The following is a 15,004-nucleotide window of genomic DNA, read 5'->3' on the forward strand; positions in this document are numbered from 1 at the left end:
GCCACGCCGTCGCCGTTTTCAGCCAGTCAATGTGATGGCCGCACCTCGCGCTAAAGAGAGTAAAGCCTAGCCGGCTCGGTCTTTTTGTCGCCCGTTCACCGGATCGGGCTATCTCGGTGTTCTTTCAGGTGACACTGCATCAAGAATCGGGATGCTTCACGTCGAAGCTTGCCGCCACATTCTGGCCGGCCGCGGTGTGGCCTTCGACGGCCCCGCTGTCCCCGGAAAGGAAGTGCTCCAGCGTCTGCTCGGCAACTGAACCTCCAGCGCCGCCACGGTAGCCAGCCGTGAGACCGGCGGGCGAGGGACCGCCAGAGTCCGATGAGGAGAGCCCGGATCCGCCATCGGCGATGGCGGCGCTCTTGCTGACGGACTCCTGGATACTGGGTACGACGGTAGCACTTGCCGCCACCTCGGAACTGCCGGACGATGACGCTTTCATCCTGTTAATTTCGGTGAACAGGGCGGCGACAAATATCGCTTCACTCCTTTTGTCAGCATCCAGGAAAAAGGAGAGTACACTGCGTAGCGGTTTCAGGTCTGCCGTGGCAAAATGTGAGTCTGCTGGGAGACTGAACGCGTCCAAGAATTCGTCTGTCGCTGCTTTGATATGCTCAGTGTCCAATATCCATCCGCCGCGCCCACTCTCTTGTCCAATGTCTGCCGACAGTTGACCTAGCCATCGCTTCGCTGCCCCGTGGTCGAGCATGGGCGCGTGGCGGTTCTTGTGACCTCCTGACGGTTGACCGTACAGGACCGCCTGAAGCTCTCGAATATTGGTGTCACCATAGGAGCGGTTTGATTCCGCGATAATTCTCTTACCGAGATCCCCGGCAACAAAGTCGGCGACATCTGCCGCAGCCAAGCGAACTGTATTCAGGTACCTTTGAAGCTTCCGTTGTGATTCGTCAATGACGTGAACAACTCTTGACCGCGTAGTCTTTGGCGTCAAGTCAAGAGAGTCGGTGAAGACTCTGGCAGCCACCGAGGCGGCCTCGTTGCCAAAATCAAGGTAGGCGGCTGCCACGAACTGCTCCACTATTCCTGCGCCATATTTGACGTCAGCATTTACTGCATACCAACGAATGTTCTTGTCTTCCGATATTCGAGGAGGGGCGCCGGACATTATTTCAATGTAAGGCTCGATCCGCTGATGCGCAACAATTGCATTGGCTTTAGAGACCGCGCGATGCCAGTCGTCTTCCTTATATGCCGCTACTATGTCAGGTAGGCGATCTTGAAGGAGTTTTAGCGCATCGGTCTCTTGATGCGCATACGGCGACCGTTCGAGTGCCAAAGTCAAAACCGAGTGGATGAAGACTCTGCGCTCTTCGGCTCCGGGCCACGATTTTTTGCCGAGCAATGAGTAAAAAGACTTCCAGTTCGATTTCGGATTCGAGTCGATGCGGATCCGGTGGATACCTCCGAACCTGGGCGCGTCATCAAGTGCGGCGCCGTGAGTGTAGTACTTTTTTCTTGGGACATTTACGCCAGGGTTTCGCCTGTCGTTCCTCAAGAGAAAATGAGCCATGGATTCCGCAGCATAGACATGTCCGCGCGAGACCAGATCTTCCATGACGACACTCAGGTCTGCGAGGTCAACGTTTCCCCTTGGCGTCGCGGGTGCGAAAACGAAAGCACCGGGAGTTGGACTGGCGACAGGCACCATCAAGTGATTCTGGAGAATCTCGTAATGTGATTTTATTGGATGCGCGTCGCTTGACTGGTCCACGTTGCTGCGAAGTCGGTCCCTGGCCGACGTAGCTTCGGTTGCCAGCCAGCCTCCGATCGCGCCGGGATTCGTCTCTAGTAGGTCGTTCAGATCGTGGAGCACATCTACAGGAGGCCTCGGAGACAACGTGGAGATACCTTCGGCGTATTGCGCGAATTCGTGTGCGTCCGAGGGATATCCACTGTCGTCGAAGCCGAGGCTGAGAGCGCCGGGTGGCGCCGGAGGCAGTGTCGTGCCGTGGGCGGTGCTGCCGTCGAGGTGAATGCGGGTTTGACCGTGCAAGTGACGCGCGGCGACGGTGATGTGAGATAGAACTGGAATGGAGGTAACGGCATGTTGAATCGCGGTCATCGAGTGCGGCGTGAGGTCGCAGGCGTAGAGGACGACGTCGGTGACCGCGCTCCAGGTGACCAGCGAAGCAGGGAGGCCGGCGAGGGTGCCGGCGAATTCGGTGTAGGTGTGCGGTATGTCTCGGCCGGAGTTGTCGGGGAGCTGGAAGGCATTGGCACGGTGATGGGCGGCCACCGCGAAGGTGCCGGCTCCGTGGTTTCTGAAGGCTTGGGTGATGTTGGGGGTGTAACGGGGGTCGACGAACGCGACACCTGCGTTGTGCGGCAACACCAGGACTGTCGATTCGCTGCCGCCGACCACCGGCGGCGAGCCGAGCACCTCCGCGGCGATCGCGGTCACCGAGTCCGGGACATCCTCGCCAAGGGGTGCGGTCCCCGAATAGGATCCGGTGCTCCGGTGACGGTGTGCCGAAGTGTTCAGCTGATCGGTTTTCTCTTCCCCAGCGAGGGAACCGTGGGTAAATACCGGGCTCTCCACCGGGAGATTGAGGGGCCGTCGTGTCTCGCCCGGCCCACCTTCGTCCCCAGTGCTCCGAATCGATACCGTCGTGAACTCGCGAGGTTCGTGCTCGGAGGAGAACGGTGCGGTCATCCGGCGTACGTAGCCTCTGGGTCGCTCCGCGCCGGAGCCTGCCACCACATCCGAGCCGCCTGCAGTGTGGCCTTCGATGGCCCCGACGTCTCCTTCCACCGGGACGCGACCAGGAACCGTAGCAGTGTGATCCGGAACACCGACATCGCCGTGCGCCTGTTGCGATGGTTCGGAAGGAAATTGCTCAAGCGCTTGAGGTGAAGCTGCGCCACTGTCAACTGGCCCTGCTTCTCCTGCGAAGATTGGTATTCCGACCGAGGGTGCGGTCGCTTGTGGCTCAACCGGGAACAGTGCACCACCTGTTTTGCCGGAACCCACAGGCACACTCGCCATTGCCGTTCGTCCTGGCAATACGTTCGAGCTGTAAGATGGCGGAGAGTCCAGCCCACCAATCACTGCCTTCGACGACACTGTGCCTGAGCGCCTGCCGAGAACGTGCTCGGACGGACGGACTGCGGCGGTAGAACCATCCGACGGTGACGAGGCATAGCCGGCCTGGCCCACACCGGTCGTCGTGGCATTCTCAAGTGCGCCAGATGCCGTCAAAGGCTCGGCAGCACCTGCCGCAGCCGCCAGCGGGGTGCGATCGGCTCCAGCTTGGCCGAACATCGTCCCCAGCTCCCGGCCACCCACAACAACCGCCTGACTGTCCTCATAAGACAGCGGGACAACGTCCCCAGCTTGCTCGACCTCTGGCACGACCGAATACGGAGGCGGTGCCTCCACACCCTCCACGCTGCCGAAAGCACCCGACTTGACCCCACCACCGGCCCCGGCCTTCTCGCTACCCTTGGCCTCGCCCGAAATCAACGGGATCGGTCGCACCTGATCCACTGCAGCAAACGCCGCGTCCAGCGTCGCCCTATCGCCGCCAGTGGACTCGCTACCACCATGACGGCCACCCCCGAAACGACTCAATGCCCCAAGTACACCCGCCGTCAACGCACCCGGAGAATTCGTCACCAGATTGACCAACGGCGCCGATGCGATCGCCACCCCCACCTGCCCACCGCCATACAGCACATCCCCCACCGCCGAGACGTAACGCGGGACCTTCTCATCCGACGCCTTTCCGCCCACAGCCTCCCCGCCCACAGCCTTCCTGCCCGCCGCCCCCTCAGTCGCAGCCGTCACGGCCTTCCTGCCCACCTCCGCCATGTCCAACGCGACAGCATGGAACAACCCGCCAGCGGCACCTCCCACGAAACCACCCACCGCCGCCAACAAAGCCGACTTGACGTCCACCTCATCCCGTAGATTCAACGCGACCTGACCCACCTCAATACCAAGATCCATACCACCCATCAACCCAGCACCGACAGCACCGAACTTCAACGCCGTCTTCCCCGCAGCCAGCGCAGCATCGCGGACGCCTCCCCATGTCACCGACCCCAGGTCCGTCACAGTCGCTTTCGCACCCACCTTGACCGCGTTCGACGCCCCTGCCAACGCAGCCTCGGCCGACATCGACCCCAGCTTCGCCAGCAATTCACGAAACAACGCCCACAGTCCCAATCGCGCCGCCGCCTCCACCAACGGAACAAAAAACGCGCCCCACAACGACGACAACAACGACGCAATTGCCGCCAGCGCCATCAGCGTCATCAACACCATCTCGGCCTGGCCCTTCACCGTGTCCGCTGCACCCCGTTTCAGCATCTTCGACAGTTCCCGGCCGGCTGCGATCAAACCCTGCAACCCCGACACCGCGTCCTCGCGCAGCCACCCCTCAAAAAAGTTTCCCAGCTCACCGACCAACCCGGCCGCGACCTCAGGCGAGAGCTCTTTCACCAGAGCGAGCAGGTCCTCCAACCACCGCACACTCGCATCCCACGAATCCCGCATCGAATACATGCGATCGCCGTTGCCCTCAGGCCACGGCGCACCCAGCACCTTCAGGAAACTCTGCACACCGTCCGATAGATCAGCGACACCGGAACCATGCATCACATGAACCCGGCCGAGCACCTCCGCGTCCAGCATCCAGTCCGACAACTACGCCACCTCCCTCGGCAAGCGAGCGTGACACCATCGCGCACCTGACATGCCGCGGTCGCAACCCGGTCCCGCGTCGATCCGATCATTCAGCCTCGTTGGCGCCATCACCCCCTCCTCCGGGTGGGATGGGCCTGTTTGCAGTACATCGTTCACACGCACACCGGCACCGGCTACCACCGTCGCCCAAACCCGCCTGATCAGCCGGACTTCCCTCACGAACAGACCCTCTCGACAGTGGTCAGGAATCGTTCACTGCACACCGGGTGTATCCGAACAGCCAGGTCGCGACTGTCTCAAGATCGGTGTTCCGGTCCGACACGCCGGGCTGAGGTCCGGCGGGATGGGCACCGTGAGTGATGACATCGGACCTTGTGAGTCCACGTAAGAGGCCCGCAGGCTGGCGTTGACCGTTCCGGGCGGATTGTCGCCATCGACCTGCGGATCGTCGCGGCACTCGCCGGCGTAGCAGTGTGCGGATGGGTCGAATTGTGGCTGACGTTCATCGTGTGAGGCGCATCCGCCGCTACGAGTGCGGGTGATGTCGCATGCAGGTGACATGCAAGACGGTGCTGCGCCGCGGTTGAGTAGAGGCTACGGATAGGTCGACGGCCCTGGCATCTCGCCGGGGTCGTCGTCGCGAGTGGCTAGCGCGGTCGGAAAGTGGCGCGGACGAACTCGTCCCAGCGGTCGTTCACGCCGTCTTCGACTGATGGCTGATCCATCGTCTCCATGACTGACCCCCAGCACCCTGCTCGCGGCGACGGATCGAACGTCGCCGTCGGCAGCAGGTCGAACCGAACCCGGAAGCGGAGGTGGTGGGAACGAATGTGTCGGTGGAGGACGAAGACCGCGATCAGGATCGCGACCACGCTGGTGATCACCCCACCAGAACGCGCCGCTCGCGACGAGGTCGCCCGGACGGAGCGCCTTCGGCGCGCTGCGTTCCAGCGTGACCTGGCGGCCACGCGTGCCGGGGAACATGTCGGCATTCGGAGCAAGGCCGAAAACTGCTTCCTGACCTGGCGGAATCCGCCACTGAACGTCGAGAGCCAACGCACCGCCGACGTAACTGCCAATAACCGAACCCGAGATCAGAGCGAGCCGGTCTCCTGCCGGTAGAGCAACTGGTACAAATGCGCACCCTTGATCAACACCGAAGCCTCGACAGGCCGCTCCCCCGTCGCTGTAGACCGTCCGCAACTGCCGGATGATTGACCAGACGTCTCGTTACCAGAGCCGACGGTCTCGGAGCCAATCTCGCGAGATCGCTGCGTCAACGCGCAGTTCAGCAGCTCGACCAGCGACGGTCACGCCGCAACCATCACCAAGGCCGACTCTGAGCAGATGTTCGCCACCAACGGTCGGCAGATACCGGACACGAACGCCAGCCACGCCACCCACCGGCCCGACCCGCGAACCACCGCGATGGGTCTTCCACAGCTCGACGGTCGCGTTCGTCAGCCGACCATCGACCAAGAACGAGCAGATCGACGTCGCCATCGTGTCCGCAACGAAGCGGGGCGCGAACTCATGTCCGTGAGCCCGGCCGAAACTGGCACCTGACCTGGCGAGATCCACTCTTGAAGGTCAGCAGCGAACGCACGGCCAAAGTAACCGCCAACGATCCGACTCCGACAACAGAACGAGCCGATCTGCGTACCCTTGATCAACACCAAAGCCGACAGGCCGCCACCGCCCCTCCGGCAACTCGATCGCCTCAGCCACCTCGCCCGTCGGCAGTGGCGCCGAAGCTACGGTCAGCAACGTTCGCTGCGGCAGACCGGACTCACCCATGGCTCGAGACGCTCGTCGTGGACCTTGACCGACATCTCCAGGTCAGTACCCGCTGCCCCTACCTCCCTCGCCGCGGCGCACAATAAGCAGTGTGGACCCGCCACCTCTGCAGGCAGTGGGCCGCGAACACAAATTCAATTCGGTACGTCGAGAGTCAGCCGGCGCCGTCTCGGCGTGACGCGGACAGCACACGCCAAGCCGCCGCGATGACCGGCTCGAGCTCCCACAAGCCGTCTTGCGGGCGCTCCACCAGCACGTCCAAATTCCGCAAAACACCCATGGTCGCCGCACCGCCGTGTTCGTCGAAGAGGGCCAGAAGATCGTCAGCCGTCAGCGAGTCGTCATAGTTCACGAACTCGTCGAACGCATCCGCCCAGGCGGGCATCGCTGTCACTCCGACCTGGTCAACCAGCTCCGCTGCGCCTTCCGGCCCAGCGAGCTGCTGGCGGATCCTTTCGCAGACCAAGCGGGCACTTCGCGCCTCTCCGGCGGCCAGCCTCGCGGCTTGGTTCAGGAGGCTCGTCCAGCCTCCTGTGATCTTGAGCAGCTCTCCCTGGCTGACCGCGTCGCTGAACGACGTCGTCAGGTTGTCGGCGCCGAACCACGAGCGGAGCCCGTCCGCCGAGACACGGCGCAACGGGACGACGAGGTCGGCGAGATCAGGACGCTCGGAGTCGCAGATCGCGGAGAAGACCTCGCTCGCGTCGGCGCTGGCTAGGGCGACCACGGTACGGGTCACTCCCGCCTCAGGGAAAAGCTCGAGTGCCTGGTCGATGGCCGTCCAGGCACTGACGACCTTCATCGTGCCCAGGTCGCAGAACACGATCCGGTGCGGGTCACCGGGCTTGCCACCGCGCAGCTCGCGTCGATAGCTCTCCGGAGACGTCGACTTCACCAGCGTGCACCGGGCACCGATCCGCCCGTGCTCCTCCTGGAGCAGCTGCCGCACGTGGTCGATACCCGTCGCCCGGCTGCCCAGTACCAGCCGTATGCGGTTGCTGCGTTCGATCAAGGTGGCGAACTGCTTCTCGGTGAGCGGGGCGGCCAAACCGTCGGCGACCGTCCGGCGGGCGTTTTCGGCGGCGAGCCTGGTCGGCGGCAGCCACTCCGAACCGAACAGCTCGTCCTCGATGTCCTGTGCCGAGCCCAGCAGCCGCAGGACATTGCTCGAGCGCAGCCGCCAGCCGCCGTCCGCGGCGGCGAGCACGCCGAGCCCGCTCATCTCTTCCAGAAGCGACCGGAACTCGTCGGCTCCCTGCCCGGTGAAGCCCTCCGACCACCAGGCAAGACATTCGTCGCGCAGCTTGCCCGTCGTCACTGTCTGGTCGGCACCACGCTCCAGCGCGGACAGGGCCACCACCAGGGCGATGAGCTTGTAGCGCGAGTCGAGGTTCAGGGTCAGGTGCACGGCTTCGCGCACCTTCTGCCGGACCGCTTCGGAGCCGATGACCCGTTCGAGCTCGTCGTCGCCGATCACGTACCGCGGATTGTCCTCCCGCCGCTCGTGCGCGGACCGCACGAGCGCTTCCCCGACGAGCTGCAAGAGCTTGGGCTGGTAGTTGCAGTAGGCCAGCACACGGTGGATGAGCTCGTCCGAGGCGAACGAGATGCCCAGCGTTTCCATCGGCGTGAACATCAGCTGGTAAGCGGGTTCCGGGGCCAGCGGGCCGATCGCCAGCGCGTCACCGAAGTGGGCGGCGGCGAGCGGCTGGTTGGGCAGCTGCGCGAACCGCTGAACCTGGTGCAGACCCGCGAAGACCGGCTTGAACCGGCGATCGGTCGAGTTCATCAGGTCACGCAGCCGAGTGGTCGTCGCGAACCCGGTTGTGGCGTCCGCGTCGAAGAACAGATCGCTCTCGTCGAGCAGCAGCACCAACCGTCGCTGGGCGTCCGCCGCCAGCCAAGTCTTCACCACCCGTTCGGCGTGCTTGGCGGCGTCCCTTCCTCGCTGTTTCGGGGCGGTGATCCCGCGTTCGGCGAGCCCGGCGACGATCATGTCCCACAGCGCGTCAGGCTTCCGGGTCACGCCGAAGGCGGGCAGGGAGAGGTATACCGCGACGTTTTCCAGGGTGACCTCGAACCGGCGTGCGGCGGCTTGGAGCACCGCCGACTTGCCGAGCTGCCGACCGCCGTAGAGCAGGCTGGCCCCGTGCCGATCGAGGATGGCGGAACGCTCCTCGTACCGGCCTTTGAACATCTCGCTCGGCACGTTGCCCGTCGCGTGCGGATAGTACGGGTTGGTCGTCGCGAAGGGGAGGAGAATCCGTTCCGTGGCCGCGAACCGCCCACCGCCGTAGGCGGCGAGGTAGACCAGTGCCATGTCGTCGAGCATGATCACCGGCTTCTCCGGCCGGCCCGCGGTGACCTTGCTCAGCGCTCGCCGCTGCCCCGCGGACAACGTTCCGAAAACGGCCACCAGGACGGGTGAGTCACTCGTGTCCTGGGCCACCCAGGCGAAGAGCGTCCGGACATCGGGCGCGTTCCAGCACAGCATGAGCCGCAGCTGATCACCGGCAAGCGAACCGAACGCCGGGATCAGGGCGTCGCCGACCCGTTTCACACCACTCAGCTCGACCCAGCGCCGGCTCGGCCCGTCAGACAGCCCGGCCGGGCGCTCGGCGATGAACTCGAGGCCGGCAAGCCGCAGCGCCTGGGCCAGCGCAGGCCGGAACGCCCGGTGCCGCTGGTCTCCGGCGAGGTCGAGCCATGCGTGCAGCCCATCGGCCGCCGCGGTCCGTTCCGCCGGGGACAACGGTCCGAAGTCCAGGCAGTCCGCGAGAACGGAGCCGTTTTCAGCGGCTTTCACCGCGTCACGCGCCACCGTGACAGGGAGCGTGTCGAGTGCGGCAAGGAAGCGATGCAAGTCGGTGGATCCCGAAGTGCTCGGAGGTTCCTCACCGCCGAGCGCGATGAGCAGATACTCCTCCGCCGTGGCGAGATCGCCGGCGTCGATCCGCGCGCGAATGTCTGCCGCGGCGTTTTCCGGGACGCGCTGCCCGGCCCGGTTCAGCTCGAAGGTCACCCGCTCCCAAAGTTCCTCCTTCGCCTTCGCCGCGTACTCGGGCAGACGGCGATCGATCTCGGCGAGGAGCCGGCGCACCTGGTCCAGGTCGTCACGATCGGGGCGGGCGGCTTCGAGCTGGGCCAGCACGTCGGACCGCGCCGATTCCAGGAGCTGGCCCAGCCGGGCCGCCTTCTGGACCCGCCCTTCGATCTCCGTGGCCAGCACGCGCACCTCGGCCCGCGAGCGAGCGACCGCCTGTTCGAGCTGGTCGAGCAGCGGAGTCATGTCCCGACCGGCTTCTTCGGAGATCGCGTCGACGATCGTCCGGACGGCGACGAAGTCCTCGTTGGCCAGCCGCTCGTCGAACGCGGTCTCCCAGCTGGTGCGGTCGGCGAGCCGGATGTCCTCCAAGGTTGTCGGCCGGTCCGGGACGAGGTCGGCGCTGAGCCGCAGCGCCACACTTCGCAGCAGATCGCGGTTCAGCACCGCGTGCGGGTCGGGCTCGGCACCCTGCAGGCTTTCGCCGTCGAGCATGTCGACGCTCTGCTCGAGCAGGACCAGGCAAGCGGTCGCCGCTGCCGCCAGCAGTGGGTCGGCACTCCCGTGACGCAACGCATCGAGCTCGCCGGCCGCCGCCGTCCGATCCTCACGCACCTGGGAGCGCAGCTCGGCCACCTGTGCGGATGGCGGTTGCGGCCCGCGGGCCGTGCTGGCCTCCGCGCGCACTGCGTCGATCCACGCCCGCACCAGATCGAATGACTCGGTGGCCTGCTCGAGGATCCGGCGACGGGACGCTCCTTCAAGGGGGCGTGAACCCGGGCTGCGCAAGCGGTCGTCGAGGCTTTTGAGCTCGCCGATGAGATCCTGGCGCTTGCCGAGCTTGCGCAGTGTCCCGGCCGCGGTTTCGATGTCTTCCCTCCGATCGGCCGCCGCGATGGCCACCGCGCGGCCGATCAGCCCGGTCGGAGCCCACCACTCCTCCGCGATCTGGTTGGCCCGTGGGAACCGCAGGTTTCTGCTCCGGTCGCGGTCGGCGGCCGCTGCCTCGGCTGCGGCGGAGATGTCGTTGTCCGCGATCGCGATCGGCGCCAGCTCGGCCAGGATGGCTTGGTTGTAGAGCTGCCCGCGCGCCGAGGCAGTGCCTATCGCCGAGGTAAGCGAGACCAGGTGGGGCTGCTGGCTGAAGTGCCCACTCAGCCCTCCGACCAGTTCCCCGGCATGGGGGTCGGCCGTCACGAGCGCGGCGCGGACGGCCGACATCAACAAGGCGAGCTGGGCGGGCTGATGGCCGTCGAAGCGGCGCAGCTCGAGCTTTTCGAGCGATTCCCGCAGCTCCTTGGCGGTGGCACCCTCTTCGGTCCGGACGGCCGTCGCCAACGTGAGCAACCGGATCGCTTCGGCGAGCCGGTCGTCCTCGGAGATGGCCGCGGCGTGGTGGGCCAGCGCGAGCTTGCCGGCGTCCAGCAAGGCCACGGTCAGCTGCCGGGCTTCGGCGTTGTCATCCGGTTCGTCGGCGGGAGGCGGTACTTCGGCAGCGACCGTCTCCTCCTCGGCCGGAGGCGCTACCGTGCGTGGAAGGGGCTGCGGCTCGGGTGCCGGCTCCGCCACGATCAGGTCGCGCGGTTCCGGCCGATCCTCCGCGCGGAAGCCGAGACGGCCCAACAAGGCGATCACGAGCAACGGACGGATGTCGTCGGGCAGTGTCGCCTGCGCAGTCTGGTGGAGTTCGACTGCCGCTCCGGCCTCCCCCGCGGCCGTGGCATCGACCAGGCGGACCAACGCGGTCAAGCTCTCCGCCTGGCTTTGCTGGGCGTCGTCCCAGGCCCCACTGCCGAGTAGCTCTCTCGCGGAATGGCGGACGCTCGCGATCATCTCTCCGTATTCCGGCGGACCCTCCAGGTCCTCGAGACGGTCGAGTTCGGGGTGGCCGGCCGGCCGGCTTGCCCGCTCCGCCGCGGCGTCCAAGCGCGCGGCCAGCACGAGACAGTCCTCGGAACCCTGGCCCGATCCCTGCTCTTCGAGAAGCACCCATGCCGAGTCGGCCAGCTGCTCGAGCGCCGCGATCACCGCGAGGTCCTCCGGGGCCGCCGGCCGGGAATCCGCCAGCCGTGCGGAGACGCCGGCCGCTGCCCGCTGGGCCTCCGCGAGGGCTTCCCGTAGCCGTTCGGCCGTTTTGGCGAAATCGTCCAGCCCGGGTTCGACGTCGGAACAGACCGCTGTCGCGGAGTCACCGCTCAACGCCTCCAGCCGCTGACAGGCTTCGACGACGGTGTCGACGAGCTCGCTCGGCCAGGTGGGCAAAGCGAGCTTGCTGCGCAGGGCGATCCGCAGCGCGGCGACCGAGGCGGCTTCTCGCTGCCAATCGGCGAAGACCGTCAACCGGACGATGTTCGCTTGCGCCGGGTCATTCGTCAGCGCCTGCCGCAGGCCGTCGTCGTCGTGGCTATGGCGCCATTCGGTCAAGGCCGGGGCCAGCGCGCGGCGCACCGGAGACACGAGACGCTGCACGGCGTGTGTGCGCCGCTCCCGCGGCCACGTGCGAAGACGGGCAAGCCCGTCGCGTGCTGCCATCGGTGTCGGCCGTTTCGCAGGCGGGACGCGCAGTTCACGCAGGAAGTTCGTCCGATCGGGGTTGGGCAGCCGCCAGACCAGCCGGGAGAACTCCTCGGCCGTCACGAGGTCGAGCGCGGTTTCCACGACGTCGCCGAGCCGGTCCAGCATTCCGGCCAGCTCGGCCTGGGCACGCAGGCGGGCGGCCTTGTCCAGGTCGGTTTCCACCGCAGCCTGTGCCATGAGGTCAGTGGTGTCGAGCGGCCCGCCGAGATGTGTGTCGTGGCGGTGACGCCGGTGTGGAGCGGCCATGTCCGATCGTCCTCTCTCTACCCGGTTCAGTCGGAAGTCGCGTCGAGCCAGACAGGGCCTGGTTCGTCACCGCGACGATGCCCTCGGACGAAGGTGAAACCGGGTGGTAGTTCCACGGATGCCTGCGGTCCCCGTAGTCCGCGGACGTACTTCGCGTAGTTCGCCTTCGCCTGCTCGCTGGCCCGAAACCCGTCCGGGAGCTGACGCATGCCGGGTGGCACCCAGTGCTCTTTGACCCGGCCGGCCAGCCCGCCCGGGCGCCGGGCCTGATCGGGGACACGGGGCGCACCGGCACCGTCGGGCCACCAGACGAAAACGTCCGGCGCGCCCTCGACCGGCTCGCAGGTGAGCTTGTCCGCGGTCACGAGGTCTTCACAGGTGTGGATCACCTGCCAGAGCAGCATTGGGTTGACCGGCTCCGGCCCGAACAGAGCCGTCATGAGCTGTGGACCGGTGAGCTGTCGCGCACCGAACGGTCCCGCCTCGCCATGTCTGCGCAGTGCGTTGACGATGAACCGCCCCAGCGGGTCCACCCCGCGCCCCGGCTTGACACCGCGGGCGGCCGCCGGCGCAGGAGCGGGCGCCTCGGCCAGGCCGAGAGCGGCGGCGACGAGCTTTTCGTCGGCGGCCCACCGGTAGTCGTCGCCGTAGGGCAGGGGCTCGTCGAGGAGCTTCGTCGAGAGCGCCACCCGGCTGGCGCCGCGGGCGGCGGCGACGGTGACCTTGATCCCGGGGTAGAACCCGAACGGCCAGGTGATCCCGGTCAGCCGGTCGTCCCTCAGGACCACGTCTTGGACGCGCATCGCGTCGTCGAGTGGCTCGCCGTCGTGGAACAGGTCGATGATCATGTTCTCGTGTGGGAGGAGCTCTGTGACGTACGAGGGCAGCGGGAGCACGCCGTTGTCGATGTGGGTGGCGCGGAGCGCCACCGTAACGACGGTGAGCGTGCTGTCGAGGTGCTCCACAACGACGTCGTCCGGGATGGGCTCGTCGTCCGGGGCGGAGCACGGCGCGGCGCGCCACACGCCACCCGCCTGCCACGGGTCGTCGAGCCGCACCTCGAACCCGTCGAGCCGGGCGGCCCCGTCGCCGATCGCGAGATTGGCGTGCACGACGGCTTCGACCGCGTCGGCGAAGGCGAGCGGGTCCGGCACGTCCGCGTGATGTGCCCTCGCCAGCAGTGGCCAGACGCCGGTGTAGCGGGTCTGGTCCGTCGGCCGAGTGACGATCCTGACCAGTTCACCCAGGTCGTCTCCGCCGAGAACACCAGGCGAGGAAATACGTTCGTTGAACCGGTCGACGGGGGTGGCGTACAGGCCCCAGCGGCGCAGGATCTCCGACCGGGCGAGGAGCTTGTCGATCGTGGAGAGGGCCGCATCGAGGGCGGCGGCCAGCGCGCCGTCGTCGTGGGGATCGTTCAGAAGGCCGCCGAGCGGGCCGCTGAGCAGCAGGGGTTTCGCGCTGGTCAGCAGCCACTCCGCGTACCGGCCGATGCCGTGCGGTCGCGTCATCGCCGGGTCCGTGCCGAGCGCGTGGCCTCGCGAGTCGAGGACCGTGCCGCGGCGCCGCAGCCGAGCGAGCTCCGCCCGGTCCCGGTGGTTGAGTCCGGTGCCGAATGCCTCGAAGTCGAGGACGGCACGGACCTTGCCGGCGGGCGGACGCTCGTTCCGTCCGGACGTGCTCGTCAGCTCGGGCGGGACCCAGCCGTCGGCCTCGACGCCGTGATGGGCCCCGAACTGCCCGACCGTCTCGGCCCACAGGGTGTGCCCGCCTCGTTCGACGCGTACGAACATACCGACCTCGAGAACCGAGTTCGTCCCGGTGTCGAGGCGAAAGAACAGCTCCGGGTCGAGCAGCTCGCCACGATAGCCCGACCCGTCGGTGCCGAAGCCGAAATGCACGGCGTTGAACGCCGTCGCGACGTGCAGCGGGGTCCGCCGCGTCAGGGCCACCTGTTCCAGGTAGGCCAAGACCCGTTCGTGCGGCGCGTCCGGTTCGACCAGGAGCTCCGCGGTGAACAGCGGGTCGTCCCGCAGCGGCCGCCAGATCTCGATCGCGCTGGCTGTCATGTCGCCACCTCCGCAGCTCGTCCGGCCGTGGTGCGCTCACGGCGTTCGTCGGCTTCCGCGTACCTGCGCAGCCGCCAGAGCCCGCCGTCCGTCCGGACGACCTGCTCCGCGACGGTCAGCCGCTCCAGCGCGGCACGCACGTCCTCGATCCGGACGCCCGGATCACAACCGCGGAGGCGGTGGTACAGCAGCTTCGGCCACAACGGGCGTTGCCGTCCGGTACGCGTCTCCAGGAAGGTCTCGTCGCCGCGGAGCACCCGGTGGATCATCGCGTCGGCCAGTCCACGGTAGTTGTCCCAGAGCAGGCTGCGGACGTTGCGATCAGTCACTGTCCGATACGGCAGGCCGTCCCGCCGGACCGACGGCCGGGGACGTGGCGTGTCGAACGCACGGAGCAGGTCCGGCCGCGGGGCGCGATCCGCGGCCCGTTGCCAGCAGGTCGAGCAACGGCAAGCCGAGGTGGCGCACACGTCCTCGGGCAGGGCGCGCTCCGGCACGCCGAAGTACCCGGCCATCCCGACATTGGCGCAGCGGCGGTCTTCGTTGTACCAGGCACGAAGCTCAGCCAGTTCGCTGTCGCGTCGAGCACGATGTCCGCTGGCT

The 15,004-nt window shown here is 66.6% G+C and carries 4 protein-coding genes; all 4 read right to left on the reverse strand.

Features of this window, described 5'->3' with window-relative positions:
- Positions 1 to 139: 139 nt before the first annotated feature.
- Positions 140 to 4,669, reverse strand: a complete 4,530-nt coding sequence (locus tag MUY22_RS01610; RefSeq protein WP_247056234.1) for a hypothetical protein — start codon at positions 4,667 to 4,669, stop codon at positions 140 to 142.
- Positions 4,670 to 5,316: 647 nt separating this feature from the next.
- Positions 5,317 to 5,553: a hypothetical protein gene (locus MUY22_RS01615; RefSeq protein ID WP_247056236.1), complete on the reverse strand. Its 237-nt coding sequence runs from the start codon at positions 5,551 to 5,553 to the stop codon at positions 5,317 to 5,319.
- A 1,067-nt stretch (positions 5,554 to 6,620) separates the two neighbouring features.
- A complete protein-coding gene (locus tag MUY22_RS01620; protein WP_247056238.1) occupies positions 6,621 to 12,332 on the reverse strand; it encodes a hypothetical protein in 5,712 nt (1,903 codons plus the stop codon).
- Between the two features lie 26 nt (positions 12,333 to 12,358).
- Positions 12,359 to 14,401 (reverse strand): hypothetical protein, encoded by a 2,043-nt coding sequence (locus MUY22_RS01625; RefSeq protein WP_247056241.1) that lies wholly within the window; start codon positions 14,399 to 14,401, stop codon positions 12,359 to 12,361.
- Between the last annotated feature and the right edge of the window lie 603 nt (positions 14,402 to 15,004).

Origin of the sequence: Amycolatopsis sp. WQ 127309, from assembly GCF_023023025.1 — a bacterium.
Lineage (GTDB): Bacteria > Actinomycetota > Actinomycetes > Mycobacteriales > Pseudonocardiaceae > Amycolatopsis.